At 67.8% G+C, this 16843-nt stretch carries 17 protein-coding genes and 1 tRNA gene; 12 read left to right on the plus strand and 6 right to left on the minus strand.

Annotation, left to right across the window (positions count from 1 at the left end; translation table 11 throughout):
* The first annotated feature begins 273 nt into the window (after positions 1 to 273).
* The 4 genes from moaA (at position 274) to B551_RS23660 (ending at position 3959) form a co-directional block, all read left to right on the plus strand.
* Positions 274 to 1398: a GTP 3',8-cyclase MoaA gene (moaA, locus tag B551_RS23645; protein ID WP_006576517.1), complete on the plus strand. Its 1125-nt coding sequence runs from the start codon at positions 274 to 276 to the stop codon at positions 1396 to 1398.
* A 66-nt stretch (positions 1399 to 1464) separates the two neighbouring features.
* On the plus strand, positions 1465 to 2064 hold the full coding sequence (gene mobA / locus B551_RS23650) for a molybdenum cofactor guanylyltransferase MobA (protein ID WP_006576516.1): 600 nt from the start codon (positions 1465 to 1467) through the stop codon (positions 2062 to 2064).
* 110 nt (positions 2065 to 2174) lie between these two features.
* Entirely contained in the window at positions 2175 to 3494 is a 1320-nt protein-coding gene (gene glp, locus B551_RS23655; protein WP_023265149.1) for a gephyrin-like molybdotransferase Glp, read from the plus strand.
* Positions 3495 to 3680: 186 nt separating this feature from the next.
* Positions 3681 to 3959: a hypothetical protein gene (locus tag B551_RS23660; protein ID WP_006576515.1), complete on the plus strand. Its 279-nt coding sequence runs from the start codon at positions 3681 to 3683 to the stop codon at positions 3957 to 3959.
* A 96-nt stretch (positions 3960 to 4055) separates the two neighbouring features.
* Here the strand turns inward: B551_RS23660 and rmuC are convergent, their stop codons facing one another.
* The 5 genes from rmuC to pncB form a co-directional block, all read right to left on the minus strand.
* A complete protein-coding gene (gene rmuC / locus B551_RS23665) occupies positions 4056 to 5441 on the minus strand; it encodes a DNA recombination protein RmuC (RefSeq protein ID WP_006576514.1) in 1386 nt (461 codons plus the stop codon).
* Positions 5442 to 5503: 62 nt separating this feature from the next.
* Positions 5504 to 6535 (minus strand): D-glycerate dehydrogenase, encoded by a 1032-nt coding sequence (locus B551_RS23670; RefSeq protein WP_006579820.1) that lies wholly within the window; start codon positions 6533 to 6535, stop codon positions 5504 to 5506.
* 8 nt (positions 6536 to 6543) lie between these two features.
* Positions 6544 to 7989: a sodium:proton antiporter gene (locus B551_RS23675; RefSeq protein ID WP_006579821.1), complete on the minus strand. Its 1446-nt coding sequence runs from the start codon at positions 7987 to 7989 to the stop codon at positions 6544 to 6546.
* 126 nt (positions 7990 to 8115) lie between these two features.
* Positions 8116 to 8802, minus strand: a complete 687-nt coding sequence (locus tag B551_RS23680; protein ID WP_023265151.1) for a lactate utilization protein C — start codon at positions 8800 to 8802, stop codon at positions 8116 to 8118.
* A gap of 97 nt (positions 8803 to 8899) precedes the next feature.
* Positions 8900 to 10075, minus strand: coding sequence for a nicotinate phosphoribosyltransferase (gene pncB / locus B551_RS23685; RefSeq protein ID WP_006578044.1), 1176 nt, complete (start codon positions 10073 to 10075; stop codon positions 8900 to 8902).
* Between the two features lie 346 nt (positions 10076 to 10421).
* On the opposite strand from pncB, the gene fdxA reads away from it, so the two are divergent.
* The 8 genes from fdxA (at position 10422) to B551_RS23720 (ending at position 15344) form a co-directional block, all read left to right on the plus strand.
* Positions 10422 to 10745: a ferredoxin FdxA gene (fdxA, locus tag B551_RS23690; protein WP_006578043.1), complete on the plus strand. Its 324-nt coding sequence runs from the start codon at positions 10422 to 10424 to the stop codon at positions 10743 to 10745.
* 109 nt (positions 10746 to 10854) lie between these two features.
* Positions 10855 to 11961 carry an NAD(P)/FAD-dependent oxidoreductase gene (locus B551_RS23695; RefSeq protein ID WP_006578042.1) on the plus strand — a complete coding sequence of 369 codons (1107 nt, stop codon included), beginning with the start codon at positions 10855 to 10857 and terminating at the stop codon, positions 11959 to 11961.
* A gap of 16 nt (positions 11962 to 11977) precedes the next feature.
* Complete coding sequence (locus B551_RS26345) at positions 11978 to 12211, plus strand: hypothetical protein (protein ID WP_157072095.1); 234 nt, start codon at positions 11978 to 11980, stop codon at positions 12209 to 12211.
* Between the two features lie 33 nt (positions 12212 to 12244).
* A tRNA-Asn gene (locus B551_RS23700) sits at positions 12245 to 12320 on the plus strand.
* 234 nt (positions 12321 to 12554) lie between these two features.
* Positions 12555 to 12767 (plus strand): 30S ribosomal protein S21, encoded by a 213-nt coding sequence (gene rpsU, locus B551_RS23705; protein WP_006578041.1) that lies wholly within the window; start codon positions 12555 to 12557, stop codon positions 12765 to 12767.
* Positions 12768 to 12975: 208 nt separating this feature from the next.
* Entirely contained in the window at positions 12976 to 13377 is a 402-nt protein-coding gene (locus B551_RS23710; protein WP_023265152.1) for a VanZ family protein, read from the plus strand.
* A gap of 136 nt (positions 13378 to 13513) precedes the next feature.
* On the plus strand, positions 13514 to 14425 hold the full coding sequence (nodI, locus tag B551_RS23715) for a nodulation factor ABC transporter ATP-binding protein NodI (protein ID WP_006578039.1): 912 nt from the start codon (positions 13514 to 13516) through the stop codon (positions 14423 to 14425).
* A 49-nt stretch (positions 14426 to 14474) separates the two neighbouring features.
* Entirely contained in the window at positions 14475 to 15344 is an 870-nt protein-coding gene (locus B551_RS23720) for an ABC transporter permease (RefSeq protein ID WP_006578038.1), read from the plus strand.
* Positions 15345 to 15496: 152 nt separating this feature from the next.
* On the opposite strand, the gene B551_RS23725 is transcribed toward B551_RS23720, so the two are convergent.
* Positions 15497 to 16702, minus strand: coding sequence for an O-succinylhomoserine sulfhydrylase (locus tag B551_RS23725; protein ID WP_006578037.1), 1206 nt, complete (start codon positions 16700 to 16702; stop codon positions 15497 to 15499).
* Positions 16703 to 16843: the final 141 nt, after the last annotated feature.

Below are 16843 nucleotides of genomic sequence, written 5' to 3' on the forward strand. Positions count from 1 at the left end.
AGCGCAAGCCGCTGCCGCCGCTGCCGCAGGGCCCGATGGTGCTGGTCGAGACCGGCGGCCGCGAGGTCACGATGGACTCGCAGCAGTCGGCCGCGCAGCAGTAAGGCGCGACGGACAGGCGCCTCTCGGCGCCACGACGGCAGAAAAGGGGACGGCACCGCCGTCCCCTTTTCTTTGCCGCCCGCGCCAACCGGCCGTCCCGGCGATCCCTCCACGCAAGCTCGGCTAGAATGGCGGCAGAACGGCGCCGGGCTGGCGGCGACCTATCACGACATGACCGAATCCGTCATTCCCATCTTCGATCTGCGCGAGCATCGATACCACTCGATGAAGCCCGCGATCCCCGCGCGGCTGGAAACGCCGAGCGGGCTGCTGGCCGACCGCCGCGGTCGGCCGCTGCACGACCTGCGCATCTCGGTGACCGACCGCTGCAATTTCCGCTGTGTCTACTGCATGCCGAAGGAGGTGTTCGACAAGGACTACACCTTCCTGCCGCATTCGGAGCTGCTCAGCTTCGAGGAGATCGAGCGCGTCGCGCGCCTGTTCGTCGCCCATGGCGTCGAGAAGATCCGGCTGACCGGCGGCGAGCCGCTGCTGCGCAAAAATATCGAGAAGCTGGTCGAAATGCTGGCGCGCATCGAGACGCCGGCCGGCAAGCCGCTGGACCTGACGCTGACCACCAATGCCTCGCTGCTGGCCCGCAAGGCGCGTGCGCTGCGCGATGCCGGGCTGACGCGGGTCTCGGTCAGCCTCGATGCGATCGACGACGCCACCTTCCGCCGCATGAACGACGTCGACTTCGCCGTGGCGGACGTGCTCAAGGGCATCGAGACCGCGCAGGCGGTCGGGCTGGCGCCGCTGAAGGTCAACATGGTGGTCAAGCGCGGCACCAACGACGCCGAGATCGTGCCGATGGCGCGCCATTTCCGGGGCAGCGGCATCATCGTCCGCTATATCGAGTTCATGGACGTCGGTGCCAGCAACCATTGGCGCATGGACGAGGTGCTGCCGTCGGACGAAGTGGTCGCGCGCATCGACGCGGAGTTTCCGCTCGAACCGATTGCGGCCAACTACAGCGGCGAGACCGCGCAGCGCTGGCGCTACCGCGACGGCGCCGGCGAGATCGGCGTGATCTCCAGCGTCACGCACGCCTTCTGCGGCGATTGCAGCCGCATCCGGCTGTCGACCGAGGGCCGGCTCTATCTGTGCCTGTTTGCCACCGAGGGCTACGATCTGCGCACGCTGCTGCGCGACGGGCACAGCGACCTCGAGATCGCCAACGCGATCGCCGGCGTCTGGCGCGAGCGCACCGACAACTATTCGGAGCAGCGCGGCGACGAGCAGGTGCGCGCGGCCCGCGCGGCGCGCAAGATCGAGATGTCCTATATCGGCGGCTAGGCGCGCCGCCTCGGCTCCGATCCCATCAACGCTTCAACGCTTTACCCCTTTTTTTCCTGCACCGCGATGATCGAACGCGAAGACATTACCGGCCTGATCCTGGCCGGCGGACGCGGCAGCCGCATGGGCGGCACCGACAAGGGCCTGCAGTTGCTGCGTGGCGCGCCGATGGCGATGCACACGATGATGCGGCTCTCGCCGCAGACCGGCGCGCTGCTGATCAATGCCAACCGCAACCTGGCCGCCTACGAGTCGTTCGGCGTGCCGGTGGTCACCGACTCGGTGCCCGACTTCGCCGGCCCGCTGGCCGGCATGCTGGCCGGCCTGGAACAGTGCCAGACGCGCTGGATGGTCACCGCGCCGTGCGATTCGCCGTTCCTGCCGACCGATCTGGTGGCGCGGCTGGCGCAGGCGATCGAACGTGAAGGGGCCGAGATGGCGATGCCGGTCACCCTCGACGAGCAGGGCCGCCGCCAGACGCAGCCGGTGTTCCTGCTGATGCCGCATACCGCGCTGGACAGCCTGGTCGCCTTCCTGAACGGCGGCGGCCGCAAGATCGAGGCGTGGGCCTCGCAGCACCGGCTGGCCGAAGTGCCGTTCGACGATGCGGCGCCGTTCGCCAATATCAACACGCTGGACGAACTGCGCACTTTCGAGGCGCGCTGAGCGGAGCAAAGAGCGCGGCCCCGGCCGGCCCGCGGCTCCGCATTCCGACCGGCACCCGCTGCGCCCAAACCGAACCCAACCCCGAACCTGATCCCTACCCGAACCCTGCCATGCCGTCCCTGCAATCCGTGATCTCCTGCCTGTCCGACTACGATCCCACCGCGCTGCCGGTGGCGCAGGCCAACCGGATCATCGCCGACGTGGTCGAACCGGTCAGCGGCATCGAGCAGGTCGCGATCCGCGCGGCGCTGGACCGCGTGCTGGCCGAGGACGTGGTGTCGCCGCTCGACGTGCCGGCGCACGACAACTCGGCGATGGACGGCTATGCCTTCGCCAGCGCCGCGCTGCAGGCTGCAAGCGGCGGCGAGGTGACGCTGCGCGTCATCGGCACCGCGCTGGCCGGCGAGGCGCCCGGCCTGGTCCCGGCCGCCGGCGAGGCGGTACGGATCATGACCGGCGCGGTGATGCCGGCTGGCTGCGATACGGTAATCCCGCAGGAATTCACGCAGCGCGTAGCGCAGGGGACGGGCGAGACAGCAGGCGAGGCAGCAGGCGAGACCGTACGCTTTGCCGCCGACGCGGTGCGGGCCGGCGACAACCGCCGCCTGCGCGGCGAAGACCTGGCGCGCGGCAAACCCGCGCTCAGGCAGGGCCGCGTGCTGAACCCCGCCGACCTCGGCCTGCTGGCCTCGCTCGGCATCGCCGAGGTCAAGGTCCGGCGGCGGCTGCGCGTGGCCTTCTTCTCGACCGGCGACGAGCTGCGTTCGATCGGGGAGCCGCTCGACGCCGGCTGCGTCTACGACTCGAACCGCTACACGCTTCACGGCATGCTGCGACGGCTGCATGTCGATCTGATCGACATGGGCGTGGTGCGCGACGATCCCGCCGCGCTCGAGGCCGCGCTGCGCAGCGCCTGCGAAAACGCGGATGCGGTGATCACCTCGGGCGGCGTGTCGGTCGGCGAGGCCGACTACACCAAGCAGATCATGGCCGAACTCGGCGACGTGACCTTCTGGAAGATCGCGATGCGCCCCGGCCGGCCGATGGCCTTCGGCCGCATCGCGTCGAACGGCCATCAGGCGCTGCTGTTCGGCCTGCCCGGCAATCCGGTCGCGGTGATGGTGACCTTCTACCATTTCGTCCGCGCCGCGCTGCACCGCATGATGGGCGCGGACATCGCGCCGCCGCCGCTGATGCGCGTGCGCAGCGCCCAGGCGATCCGCAAGAAGCCGGGCCGCACCGAATACCAGCGCGGCATCCTCGCGCGCGGCGCCGACGGCCAGTGGGAGGTGCGCATCACCGGCCAGCAGGGCTCGGGCGTGCTGCGCTCGATGAGCGAGGCCAACTGCTTCATCGTGCTGGCACACGAGCAAGGCGGCGTCGCGGCCGGCGATCCGGTCGAGGTCATGCTGTTCGAGGGCCTGCTGTAAGGTCGCTGCCCCCACCATTCGCCCCACCGCGGCACGGCGGCACCGCCCCGCTCCACTGTCGTTTTTTTGCTTACCGAAGCCGTGCCGGCGGCCGCTTTTGGCCGGCCCGGCGGGGCGAGGCTATGCGCCACGCCACCCATTCGCTACACTTGCCGCAACCCAACTCTTCCCCACTGCCACGCTGTCATGAATCAGGAGATCGCTTACCTCCACCCCGTCAAGACCGCACGCGCGCTCGTCCTGGTCTATCTGTGCTTCTCGGTGCCGATCGTGTCGATGGGGTTGTTCGTGGCCTTTGTCCGCTATGGCGATCTGCCCGGCATCACGGTGTTCACCGCGCTGATTCTGAACGCGCTGGTCGGCTTCGGCCTGCTGTGGCTGGCCTGCAAGGCCTACAACTGGGTGGCGGCCCGCTTCGGCGGCATCGAGGTGACGATCCGCAATCTGCCGAACGAAGGGCAATAGGCTCCGGCGGCCCGGCCCTCCCCCGCAAAAAAAAAGCGCATCCCGACGGATGCGCTTTTTTTGTCGGCAACGCCCCAACGCTGCCGCAGGCCGGGCTCAGGGCGCCGGACCGGCATCCTTCCCGCCAGCTTCGCCGTCGTCCTGCTCCGGCAAGCCGAGCAGCTGCTCGGCCGCCTCCGACGGCAGCGCCTCGACCTTGCGCAGCTTGCGCGCCATCTGGCGGCTGCGCACCTCGGCCTGCTCGATATTGCGGGCGGCGCGCTCGAGCGTGTCCCGGGTGCGCGCCAGCACGTCGCCGAACTTGCCGAACTCGGTCTTGACGGCGCCCAGCACCTCCCACACCTCGCTCGAGCGCTTTTCCAGCGCCAGCGTGCGAAAGCCCATCTGCAGGCTGTTGAGCACCGCGGTCAGCGTGGTCGGGCCGGCCACCGTCACGCGGTGATTGCGCTGCAGCAGGTCGGTCAGTCCCGGCCGGCGCAGCACCTCGGCATAGAGTCCCTCGGTCGGCAGGAACAGGATCGCGAAATCGGTGGTGGCCGGCGGCGACAGGTACTTCTCGGCGATGGTCTGCGCCTCGCGCTTGATCGCGACTTCGAGTTCTCGGCCGGCGGCGGCCACGCCGTCGACATCGCCATGTTCCTGCGCATCGGTCAGCCGTTCGTACTGCTCTTTCGGAAACTTGGCGTCGATCGGCAGCCAGACCGTGCCGTTGCCGTTGCTATTACCCGCGGCGTTGCCGACGCCGACCTCCTTGCCGGGCAGCCGGATCGCGAACTCGACCCGTGCGCCCGAATTCGGCACGGTCTCGACGTTGCGCGCGTATTGCTCGGGCGTCAGGATCTGCTGCAGCAGCATCTCCAGCTGGACCTCGCCCCAGGTGCCGCGCGTCTTCACATTGGTCAGCACGCGCTTCAGGTCGCCGACGCCCTGCGCCAGCATCTGCATCTCGCCCAGGCCCCGATGCACCTGCTCGAGCCGGTCCGACACCATGCGGAACGATTCGCCCAGCCGCTGCTCCAGCGTCGCGTGCAGCTTCTCGTCGACGGTGCGGCGCATCTCGTCGAGCCTGGCGGCGTTGTTGGCCTCGATGTCCTTGAGCTTCTGTTCCAGCGTGGTACGCACCTCGCCCAGGCGCCGCTCGTTCGATTCGGTCAGCTTGGCCAGCTGCTGCGCGAACATGTCGATCTGGTTGTTCTGCAGCGTGGCGATATGCGTCATTTGCGCCGACAGCGTCTGCTGGAAGCGCATCATCTGCTCGCTGGTCTCGTCGCGCCCGAGTCGCGCGGCCTCGGCGACCTCGCCGCGCAGGCTGCGTTCGAGCCGTTCGCTGTCGCGTTCGCCGCGTTCGCGCCAGTCCGCCAGCCGTTGCAGCAATTCCGCGTGGCCGCCGTCGCGCCCGCGCGTCAGCAAGAGCACCAGCGTCAGCAGGGACAGCAGCAGGATTGCCGCCAGGGCGATCAGGATCAGCGAGGAGGAGGACATCGGGGACGGGGTCGTCAACAAGGCGCCGCCGCGGCCAGGGCAACCGCGACGGCGACGGTGCGCTAGCGGCGCGCCAGCACTTCCGGGTTCAGCGCGCAGGGCGGCCTGCCGGCATCGGGGCCGGCGCCGAGCGCCGCGATCAGATTGTCGGCCGCCAGATTCGCCATCGCGCGCCGCGTCTTCTCCGAGGCGCTGGCGATATGCGGGGTCAGCACGACGTTGGGCACCTCGAGCAGCGCGGGATGCACCTTGGGCTCGCCTTCGAACACATCGAGACCGGCGGCGAAGATGCGCTTCTCGCGCAGCGCCTCGGCCAGCGCCGCGTCGTCGACGATGCCGCCGCGCGCGAGGTTGATCAGCGTCGCGGACCGCTTCATCTGCGCCAGTTCGGCCGCGCCGATCGCATGGTGGCTCTGCTCGCTGTACGGCAGCACCAGCATCAGATGGTCCGACTCGCGCAGCAGTTCGGCCTTGCTGACGTAGCGCGCGCCCAGCCCCTGTTCGATCTCTGCCGGCAGCTGGCTGCGGTTGTGATAGAGCACCGTCATGCCGAAGCCGGCGGCGCGGCGCGCCAGCGCCTGCCCGATGCGGCCCATGCCGAGGATGCCCAGCGTGCTGCCGTGCAGATCCATGCCGAGGAACATGTCGTAGGACCAGCGCTCCCATTTGCCGGCGCGCAAAAAGTGCTCGGACTCGGTGACGCGCCGCGCGGTCGCCATCAGCAGCGCCCAGCCGAAGTCGGCGGTGGTCTCGGTCAGCACGTCCGGCGTGTTGGTGGCGACGATGCCCGCCGCCGTCAGCGCCGGCAGGTCCAGATTGTTGTAGCCGACCGCCATGTTGCAGACCGCGCGCAGCTGCGGCAGCGCGCCGATCAAATCCGCGTCGATGCGATCGGCGGCATTGGAGAGCACGCCGGCCTTGCCGGCCAGGCGAGCCTTCAGCGCGGCGGCGTCGAGCGGCACGTCGGGCTGGTTGTGATCGACGTCGAAATACTGCGCGAGGCGTTCGATCACATCGGGGAAGATCGCCCGCGTGACCAGCACGGCGGGGCGCGAGGAAGCGGATTGCGGTTGCGGTTGCGGTTGCGAAGCCATCGTGTACCTCAGACGCGGAAGAACAGCAGGGTCATCACCCCGAACAGCGGCACCAGGATGCCGCAGGACCACAGCATATAACCGAAGAAGCTCGGCATGCGCACGCCGCGGTTCTCGGCGATCGCCTTGACCATCAGGTTCGGCGCATTGCCGATATAGGTGTTGGCGCCCATGAACACCGCGCCGGCCGAGATCGCCGCCAGCGTGGTGGCGTCGCGCGTCATCAGCGTGGCCGCGTCGCCGCCGGCGGTATTGAAGAACACCAGGTAGGTCGGCGCGTTGTCGAGGAACGACGACAGCAGGCCGGTGGCCCAGAAATACATGCCGTCGATCGGCTGGCCGTTGCTGTCGCTGACCGCGCGGATCACGCCGGCGAAGGCGCCGTCGGTGCCCGCCTTCAGCATCGCGATTACCGGGATGATCGTCAGGAAGATGCCGGCGAACAGCTTGCCGACTTCGAGAATCGGATCCCAGTTGAATTCGTTGCCGGCGCGCGCGCTGTGCGGCGTGATGGCCAGCGACACCAGCGCCACCACCACCAGCGCGACGTCGCGCACCAGCGCCTGCAGCGGCACCACCGTGCCCAGTACGTCGAATTCGGTGCCCGGCTTCCACAGGCCGCTCATCAGCACCAGCGCCATCACCGCCAGCAGCAGCGCGAAATTGGCCTTGCCCTCGATGCGGATGCCCGGCGAATCCGGCGTCGGATCGAGCCGCGGCGGCAGCTCTTCTTCGCGATTGAGAAAGTAGTAACGATCGACGAAATAGAAGATCGCCAGCAGCGCGGCGCACAGGAACAGCGTCTCGGGGAAGATGTGGCGCGTGGTCCAGAAGAATTCGACACCCTTCAGGAAGCCGAGGAACAGCGGCGGATCGCCCAGCGGCGTCAGCGAACCGCCGGCATTGGCGACCAGGAAGATGAAGAAGACCACGACGTGGGCGACATGGCGCCGGTTGTCGTTGGCGCGCAGCAGCGGCCGGATCAGCAGCATCGCCGCGCCCGTGGTGCCCATCACGCTGGCCAGGCAGGTGCCGAGTGCGAGGATGCCGGTATTGAGCTTCGGCGTGCCATGCAGATTGCCTTGCACGCAGATGCCCCCGGCGACGATATACAGCGCGCCGATCAGCACGATGAACGGAATGTACTCGGCCAGCAGCGCATGCACGACGTTGGCCGCCGCGGCATGCGTGCCGAAGGCCAGCGCGAACGGCACGAGGAACAGCAGGCCCCAGGCGGCCGCGACCTTGCCGAAGTGGTGATGCCAGAAGCGCGGCGCCAGCAGCGGGAACAGCGCGATCGACAGCAGGATGCCGGCGAACGGCAAGGCCCACAGCGGCCCCAGGGTGGCGCCGTCGAGCTCGGCGGCGCCGGCCAGCGCGGGGAACATCGCCAGCATGGCCGGCAGCGCCAGCCGGGGCGCGTTGATTACGCGCGGCGCGAAGGCGGACTGCATCGTGTTGGGTCTCCTGTCATTGGTCTTGTTCGAAACGGGATGCCCGCCTCCGTGCGAAGGCGGCGAGATGCAATGGGGTGAGAGGCCTGCAGCGGCGACGTCCCGCGTGCCGTGCCGCAGGCTCGCTCAGGCCTGTTCGACCAGCACCACGTGCACGCGATACGGTCCGTGCGCGCCGAGCACGATGGTCTGTTCGATATCGCCAGTACGGGACGGACCGCTGATGATGTTGGTCGCGCGCGGCAGCTCGCCGCGCTCGGCGCGCACCAGCGCGAAGGCTTCCTCGAGGTCGGCGACGATGCGCCCGGCGGGCACCACCGCGATATGGGTCTCGGGCAGCAGCGCGCCGGAGGCGAAGGTCTCCGGTCCGGACAGCAGCATCAGCGAACCGGTCTCGGCGATCGCGCAGAAGCACCCGGTGATGCCGACCAGGTCGCCATGCTCGCGGTCGGCCTGCGGATCGCGCAGCGGTGGCCGCGCTTCGACCGCGATGCCCTGTGCCTGCCAGTCGAGCGCACCGAGCGCCGGCCAGGCGACCGCGCGCGGCGGCAAGGCCAGCCCGCTCAGATAGTGCGCCACCGCCGCCGGCACGTCGGCCAGCGTGGCGACGCGCTCGACCGTCGAGGCCATCTTGCGCGCCTGCACGCTGAAGGCTTCGACCAGATCGCCGGCCACGCCGGGACGCGGCCCCTGCGGATGGCGCGCCAGATAGTCGGCCACCGCCTCGCGCTCGCCCCGGGTCGGTTGCGCCGGCCGCCCCTGGGCGGCACGGATACGGGCGAAGATGCGGTCGCGAGCGGAATCGGTATTCATGGTTCGGGCGATCGGAGTCGGGAGGCGGGAGCAGCGGGCATTATAAGTCCCCCTGCCCGCGCCCTTCGACGGAAAACGGCGCCAGGATCAGGCTGGCTCAGGCGGTCTCCACGCCGAACACCTGGCGCAGATAGCCGAGGTAGGCCGGGTCGTCGCACATCGTCTTCTCCGGCGTGTCCGACAGCTTGGCGACCGGCTGCCCATTGCAGCGGACCATCTTGATGACGATCTGCAGCGGCGTGTAACCCAGGTCGTTGGTCAGGTTGGTGCCGACACCGAACGCCAGCCGGCAGCGGCCGCCGAAGCGTTCATACAGCTCGATCACGCGCGGGATATTGAGGTTGTCGCTGAAGATCAGCGTCTTGCTGCGCGGATCGACGCGGTTCCTGGTGTAGTGCGCCAGCATCCGTTCGCCCCAGGCCACCGGATCGCCGGAGTCGTGCCGCACGCCGTCGAACAGCTTGCAGAAGTACAGATCGAAGTCGTTCAGGAAGGCGTCGAAGCCGTAGGTGTCCGACAGCGCGATGCCGAGGTCGCCGCGATATTCGCGCGCCCAGGTCTCGAGCGCGAACACCTGCGAATCGCGCAGCCGCGGCCCCAGCGACTGGCAGGCCTGCAGATATTCGTGCGCCATCGTGCCGAGCGGCGTCAGGTTGTGCTGGCGGGCGAAATGCACGTTGCTGGTGCCGGCCAGCTGCGGTCCGAGCAGCTGCTGCATCGAGGCCAGCACCTCGCCCTGCCAGTCGCGCGAGAAGCGGCGGCGCGTGCCGTAGTCGGCGATCACGCAGTCGTCGCGGCCCGGCATGCGCAGCAGCGCGAGCTTGTCGACCAGGCGGCGCCGGCCCTCTTCCCAGTCGGGCTGCGGCTGCGTATGGCGGAAGTACACCTCGTTGACGATCGCCAGCAGCGGCACCTCGAACAGGATGGTATGGAGCCACGGGCCGCGGATCGTGATGTCGATCTCGCCGGGGTGCGTCGGCGACGGGCGGACCGACACGTACTTGGCGTTGAGCTGGAACAGCCCGAGGAAATCGACGAAATCGCTCTTGATGAAGCGAAAGCCGCGCAGGTATTCCAGTTCGTCCTCGGTGAAGCGCAACTGGCACAGCAGTTCGATCTGCGCGCGGATCTCGTCCGCGTACGGCGTCAAATCCACGCCGGCATTGCGGCATTTGAAGCGGTACTCGACCTGGGCCGCCGGGAAATGATGCAGCACCACCTGCATCATCGTGAATTTGTAGAGGTCGGTGTCGAGCAGAGACTGGATGATCATGGCGTAACCCGCACAAGTGTGCCGAATCAGGCCCACATGCTACCCCATCGCGCGACCTCGTCGTGCATGGGGCCAATACAAGACCGTTGCGCATCGCACCGGCAAACCAGCACCCGATGACCGTGCGCCAATGCCGAACAGGCTCGCATAAAGAAATAAGAAAACTATCTGATTCGGCTATATAGGGCCGCTGTGCGGGACGAACGGGTCGGCTACAATACCGATCTTTGAAAGGCCGCGGTCGACGCTCGTCCCCGCGCGTGCGGGCGTTGTACGGGCACCAGTACCGACACAAGCGGCCAAAAACAGTCTCCCATCGAAGCCGATCCGTTTTCCTGGAACCGAAATGACTCACGTTGTCACCGAATCCTGCATCCGTTGCCGCTATACCGACTGCGTTGACGTGTGTCCGGTCGATTGTTTCCGCGAGGGCCCGAACTTCCTCGCGATCGATCCGGACGAGTGCATCGACTGCGCGGTGTGCGTCGCCGAGTGTCCGGTCAACGCGATCTATGCCGAGGAAGACGTGCCGGGCGACCAGCAGCAGTTCATCGAACTGAACGCCGAACTGGCCCGCAGCTGGCCTTCGATCACCAAGACCAAGGCCCCGCTGCCCGAGGCCGAGGAATGGAAGGACGCCACCGGCAAGCTGCAATACCTGGAGCGCTGAGCCGACGCGCCGGCCGCACCCACCCGATAGCGACAAAGAGAAAGCCGTCCCCACGCGCTTTCCCGCAATGCCGGGCACAGACCGTGCCCCCAAACGTATCAGGACGCATATGGACTTGAGCATCCCCAACCCCGTCGCGGACACCACCAACCAGGTCGGCGGCAACGCTGGCGGTGGCCAGCCCCTCGAAATCGACGCGCTGATCGTCGGCGCCGGTCCGGTCGGCCTGTTCCAGGTCTTCGAACTCGGCCTGCTCGAGATCAAGGCGCACGTGATCGACTCGCTGAAGGTCGTCGGCGGCCAGTGCGTCGAGCTGTATCCGGACAAGCCGATCTATGACATCCCCGCGGTACCGATCTGCACCGGCCAGGAGCTGACCGACAACCTGCTCAAGCAGATCGAGCCGTTCGAGCCGACCTTCCACCTCGGCCAGGAAGTCTCGGTGGTCGAGCGCCAGGAGGACGGCCGCTTCTTCGTCGAGACCTCGCTCGGCACCCGCTTCCTGACCAAGACCATCTTCATCGCCGCCGGCGTCGGTTCGTTCCAGCCACGCACGCTGAAGGTCGAGGGCCTGGACAAGTTCGACGGCAAGCAGCTGTTCTACCGCGTCAAGGATCCGAGCCGCTTCCACGGCCGCAATCTGGTGGTCGTCGGCGGCGGCGACTCGGCGCTGGACTGGACGCTGGATCTGGTCGGCAAGGCCGAGTCGGTGGTGCTGATCCACCGCCGCGACGGCTTCCGCGCCGCGCCCGCCTCGGTGGCGAAGATGAAGGAACTGTGCGAGCAGATGGAAATGCAGTTCATGGTCGGCCAGGTCACCGGCTACGAGGAAAAGGACGGCGTGCTGACCGAGATCAAGGTCACCGGCGGCGACGGCGTGACGCGCCGCATGCCGCTGGACGATCTGCTGGTATTCTTCGGCCTGTCGCCGAAGCTCGGCCCGATCGCCGAATGGGGCCTGGACCTGGAGCGCAAGCAGATCAAGGTCGATACCGAGAAGTTCGAGACCAACATCCCGGGCATCTTCGCGGTCGGCGACATCAACACCTATCCGGGCAAGAAGAAACTGATCCTGTCGGGCTTCCACGAGGCCGCGCTGGCCGCCTTCGGCGCCGCGCCGTACATCTTCCCCGAGAAGAAGATCCACATGCAGTACACGACGACCTCGCCGAAGCTGCACAAGATCCTCGGCGTCGAATCGCCGGTGTTCGACTGAGCGATTTCGCGATCGGATGACGAACCAGAAAACCGCCTTCGGGCGGTTTTTTGTTGCGCCCCGCAAATTCTTCTTGGCATTCGCGGCGCTCGCCGTCTATAATGCGCCCCTCGCCAACGCACATTCGCGGCACCGGATCGGCCCCACGGCTTCCGACCCAACGAATGGGCAGGCAAGCCGGACACTTCGGCGCAACGTTTGGCGGATGACGCAACGACAACAAAATGTCGAAACGTTGTTGACGAAGTAACGAGAAACTGGCTATAATCCTTTTCTCAGCTGTTCCCCGATAGCTCAGTCGGTAGAGCGACGGACTGTTAATCCGCAGGTCCCTGGTTCGAGCCCAGGTCGGGGAGCCAAAGAATAAAAGGCCCGCCATCCGAGATGGCGGGCCTTTTCACTGGTGCGCTGGCATCTTGCGTGACCGACGTCGTCGCGACTCGCACGCCCACCCTTCCGGTCCACTGCCCCGCCACGCTTGCGGGGTTTTGCCAACACCCAGCTCCGCGGGTATCGGCAGCGAGCGCAGGCTCGAGGCTGCCGAGGCTCACCGTTCCACCCCGCCGCAGCAGCGGCACCCCGAAGGACACGCTTTGACCAAGATCGTTTTGAAGCCGGGCGAACCGGTTGATGTCGCCATGCGGCGATTCCGCCGGGCCATTCTGCAAAATGGCCTGATCGTCGAACTGAAGAGCCGCACGGCCTACGAGAAGCCGACGACCGAGCGCAAGCGCAAGAAGAAGGCCGCCGAGTCGCGCCTGCGCAAGCGTCTGCGCATGCAGATGCTGCCGAAGAAGATGTACTGAGCCTCTTCGACTGCCGGGGAGTCCCGCGGGCGCGGCGCATCGCCCACCGCGTGACCCCCTGCCGCTCTTCCCTGCCTGGGAGCGCCCCCTCGTCCAGCCTTCTGGCCGACGACACCCGCTGCGCCACCCATCCCGCCAGCCGATATCGGGCACCTGCCCCGGCTGCTACATTACGTTCCTGTTGTCTCGCCTCAGGAACCGTTTCCGCATGTCTTCCCGCACGCCTTTCCGTCCGTCATCCAGTCTGACGACCGGTCGGTCGCCATGGCGCCTTGCGTTCTGGCTGTGCCTGTGCGCCGTGCTGACGCTGGCGCTGATGCCGCCGGCCGCGCCGATGCCGACCACCGGCTGGGACAAGAGCAATCATCTGCTGGCCTTTGCCACGCTTGGCGTGCTCGGATGGCGCGCCTATCCGTCGCGGCCCTGGCTCGTGCCGATCGGCTTGCTGGTTTATGGCGGACTGATCGAGTGGCTGCAGTCGATGACGCCCTATCGCTCCGCCGACGCGATCGACGTGCTGGCCGACGGGCTCGGCCTGGCGCTGGGCTGGCTGCTGCACGGGCTGGTGCGTTCGCTGATGCGCCGCCTGCGGGCCGGACGCACGGCCTAGCAGCCGCGACCGGTACCGCGACAGGACAGACAGGCGCAGCACCGCGCCGCTTGTGCTGCGGCGCGCCAAGGACCGATCGCAGGGGGATCGGCATAATGGCGGGATTGCGCCAGGCGCGCTTCACCGGAACGCTGCGTTGACTGCCATTCTCGAGTTGCGCCACGTGCGCAAGCAATACGGCGATACCGTCGTCGTCGACGATCTGAGCCTGCAGGTGCAGCGCGGCCAATGCTTCGGCCTGCTGGGCCCCAACGGCGCCGGCAAGACCACCACGCTGCGCCTGCTGCTGGGGCTGACCACGCCGGCCTCCGGCGAGCTGACGCTGTGCGGCGAACCGGTTCCCGCACGCGCGCCGCAGGCCCGCATGCGCGTCGGCGTGGTGCCGCAGTTCGACAATCTGGACCCGGACTTCACCGTGGTCGAGAACCTGCGCATCTTCGGCCGCTACTTCGGCCTGCCAGCCGCCGAGATCGAACGGCGCGTGCCGATGCTGCTCGAATTCGCCCGCCTGGAAAACCGCGCCGACGCGCATGTGCGTGACCTGTCCGGCGGCATGCGCCGGCGCCTGACCGTGGCGCGTGCGCTGATCAACGATCCGGACCTGCTGGTGATGGACGAGCCGACCACCGGGCTCGATCCGCAGGCGCGCCATCTGATCTGGGACCGGCTCAAGTCGCTGCTGGCCGCCGGCAAGACCATCCTGCTGACCACGCATTTCATGGAGGAGGCCGAGCGGCTGTGCAACTATCTGTGCGTGATCGACGGCGGCCGCAAGATCGCCGAAGGCAAGCCGCACGAGCTGATCGACCGGCAGATCGGCTGCGACGTGGTCGAGGTCTATGGCGAGGAGCTGGACGCGCTGCGCGAGCGGCTGGCGCCGCTGGCCGAGCGCACCGAGAAGAGCGGCGAGACGCTGTTCTGCTACGTGCGCGAGCCCGAACCGCTGCTGGCCGCGCTGCACGGCAATGGCGGCATCCGCTATCTGCATCGTCCGGCCAATCTGGAGGATGTGTTCCTGAAGCTGACCGGCCGCGAGATGCGGGATTGATCGCCATCCACCCACCCGCCCGCGACGCACCGAACCATCGAGAGAAACCATGAGCGAACGAGACCCGGACCCGTGCAACGACGGCAAGCTGGCCACCGCGGCGGCCCCGGCCGGCGGCGCGACCGTTGCCGCGCGGCGCTATCCGCAGCCGCTGTGGCCGCTGAACCTGCGCAACTGGACCATGGTCTGGTACCGCAACTACCGCGTCTGGCGCAAGCTGGCGATCCCTTCGATGATCGGCAACCTGGCCGATCCGATGATCTATCTGTTCGGCCTCGGGCTGGGGCTGGGACTGCTGGTCGGACGCGTCGACGGCGTCTCTTACATCGCCTTCCTGGCCGCCGGCACCACCGCCTCCAGCGTGATGATGTCGGCCAGCTTCGAATCGATGTATTCGGCGTTCTCCCGCATGCACGTGCAGCGCACCTGGGAGGCCATCATGCATGCGCCGCTGACGCTGGGCGACGTGGTGCTCGGCGAGGTGCTGTGGGCCGCCAGCAAGGCGGTGCTGTCCGGCGTGGCGATCATGCTGGTGGCCAGTGCGCTCGGCTATGCGCAGATGCCCAACGCGCTGCTGGCGCTGCCGGTGATCGCGCTGGCGGGCATCGCCTTCGCCAGCCTCGCGATGATCGTCACCGCGCTGGCGCCCAGCTACGACTTCTTCATGTTCTACCAGACGCTCGTGATGACGCCGATGCTGCTGCTGTCGGGCGTGTTCTTCCCGCTGGAACAACTGCCGCCCGGCGTGCAGTCCGCCACGCAGGCGCTGCCGCTGGCGCACGCGGTGGCGCTGATCCGGCCGCTGATGCTGGACCGCCCGGTCGAGCAGGTCGGGTTGCATCTGGCGGTGCTGGCCGCCTATGCGGCGGTGGCGCTGGTGGTAGCGCTGATGCTGCTGCGCCGGCGGATGCTGCGCTGAGGCGGGACACCTTCGGCGTCGTTCCCGCGCAGGCGGGAACCTAGCGTCGTGGATAGCCACCGGGTCCCAGCCTGCGCGGGGACGACGACTGGCTGAAAGCAAAAAGCCGGCCCCAGGGCCGGCTTTTGTTCTTGCTGGCCAGCGAGCCGGGATCAGTCGCGCAGCCCGCGCAGCAGATCCGCCTTCAGGTCCTCGACCGACTCCAGCCCCACCGCCATGCGGATCAGGCCCTCGCCGATGCCGGCCGCGGCCTTGGCCTCGGGGCTGACGCGCGCGTGCGTGGTGGTGTACGGATGGGTCACCGTGGTGCGCGTGTCGCCCAGGTTGCCGGTGATCGAGCACAGCCGCGTGCTGTCGATCACGCGCCAGGCATTGGCGCGCTGCTGTTCCGGCGTCGCGCCCTTCAGTTCGAACGACACGATCGCACCGCCGCCGCTCTGCTGGCGCATCGCGATCTCGTGCTGCGGGTGCGACTTCAGCGCGGGGTGATAGACGCGCGCCACCGCCGGATGCGATTCGAGGAACTGGGCCAGCGCCAGCGCACTGGCCGAATGGCGCTCCATGCGGATCGCCAGCGTCTCCATGCCCTTGAGCATGACCCAGGCGTTGAAGGCCGACAGCGTCGGGCCGGCGGTCCGCACGAAGGGGAACACCTTGCCCATGATGAAGTCGTGCTTGCCCAGCACCGCGCCACCCAGCACGCGCCCCTGGCCGTCGATATGCTTGGTCGCCGAATGCACGACGATGTCGGCGCCCAAGCGCAGCGGCTGCTGCAGCGCCGGCGAGCAGAAGCAGTTGTCGACCACCAGCAGCGCGCCGGCATCGTGCGCGATCTCGGCCACCGCCGCGATGTCGGCGACCTCGGTCAGCGGATTCGACGGCGTCTCCAGGAAGAACAGCCTGGTATTGGGCCTGACCGCGGCGCGCCAGCCGGCCAGGTCGGTGCCGTCGACAAAGGTGGTCTCGACGCCGAACCTCGAGAAGATGTTCGAGAACAGCGTCATCGTCGAGCCGAAGATCGCGCGCGAGCTGACCAGATGGTCGCCCGCCTGCATCGACGACAGCACCACCGACAGGATCGCGCTCATGCCCGAGGCGGTCGCCATGCAGGCCTCCGCGCCTTCGAGCGCGGCCAGCCGCTGCTGGAACATGCTGACGGTCGGATTGGTGAAGCGCGAGTAGGTATAGCCCTGTTCCGAGTTGGCAAAGCGCTCGGCGGCCTCGGCGGCGCTGCCGAAGCAGAAGCTCGACGTCAGGTACATCGCCTCCGAATGCTCCATGAACTCGCTGCGCAGCGTGCCGGCGCGCACGCCGAGCGTATCAATGCCGAGGGAGTCGAGGTCGAGCGGTTCGTTCATGGTCGGGAATTCGTGGGTAGTGATGGACTGGCTCCCCTCTCCCGCTCGCGGGAGAGGGGTTGGGGGAGAGGGTAAAGGGCGCTCGCCATGCCAACGTCATCGGTAACGACAAGCGCCCCGCCCCCGCCCCCTCCCGCGAGC

The sequence above is a fragment of the Cupriavidus sp. HPC(L) genome, from assembly GCF_000307735.3.
In the GTDB taxonomy this organism is placed as follows: Bacteria; Pseudomonadota; Gammaproteobacteria; order Burkholderiales; family Burkholderiaceae; genus Cupriavidus.

Coding starts and splice junctions, on each gene's coding strand:
- pncB (WP_006578044.1), bottom strand. CDS start 10,075: ATGATCATCCAGTCTCTGCTCGACACCGACCTCTACAAATTCACGATG.
- B551_RS23660 (WP_006576515.1), top strand. CDS start 3,681: ATGAATCAGGAGATCGCTTACCTCCACCCCGTCAAGACCGCACGCGCG.
- B551_RS23675 (WP_006579821.1), bottom strand. CDS start 7,989: ATGCAGTCCGCCTTCGCGCCGCGCGTAATCAACGCGCCCCGGCTGGCG.
- B551_RS23725 (WP_006578037.1), bottom strand. CDS start 16,702: ATGAACGAACCGCTCGACCTCGACTCCCTCGGCATTGATACGCTCGGC.
- B551_RS23680 (WP_023265151.1), bottom strand. CDS start 8,802: ATGAATACCGATTCCGCTCGCGACCGCATCTTCGCCCGTATCCGTGCC.
- B551_RS23710 (WP_023265152.1), top strand. CDS start 12,976: ATGTCTTCCCGCACGCCTTTCCGTCCGTCATCCAGTCTGACGACCGGT.
- mobA (WP_006576516.1), top strand. CDS start 1,465: ATGATCGAACGCGAAGACATTACCGGCCTGATCCTGGCCGGCGGACGC.
- B551_RS23695 (WP_006578042.1), top strand. CDS start 10,855: ATGGACTTGAGCATCCCCAACCCCGTCGCGGACACCACCAACCAGGTC.
- B551_RS23720 (WP_006578038.1), top strand. CDS start 14,475: ATGAGCGAACGAGACCCGGACCCGTGCAACGACGGCAAGCTGGCCACC.
- fdxA (WP_006578043.1), top strand. CDS start 10,422: ATGACTCACGTTGTCACCGAATCCTGCATCCGTTGCCGCTATACCGAC.
- rmuC (WP_006576514.1), bottom strand. CDS start 5,441: ATGTCCTCCTCCTCGCTGATCCTGATCGCCCTGGCGGCAATCCTGCTG.
- glp (WP_023265149.1), top strand. CDS start 2,175: ATGCCGTCCCTGCAATCCGTGATCTCCTGCCTGTCCGACTACGATCCC.
- B551_RS23670 (WP_006579820.1), bottom strand. CDS start 6,535: ATGGCTTCGCAACCGCAACCGCAACCGCAATCCGCTTCCTCGCGCCCC.
- B551_RS26345 (WP_157072095.1), top strand. CDS start 11,978: ATGACGAACCAGAAAACCGCCTTCGGGCGGTTTTTTGTTGCGCCCCGC.
- moaA (WP_006576517.1), top strand. CDS start 274: ATGACCGAATCCGTCATTCCCATCTTCGATCTGCGCGAGCATCGATAC.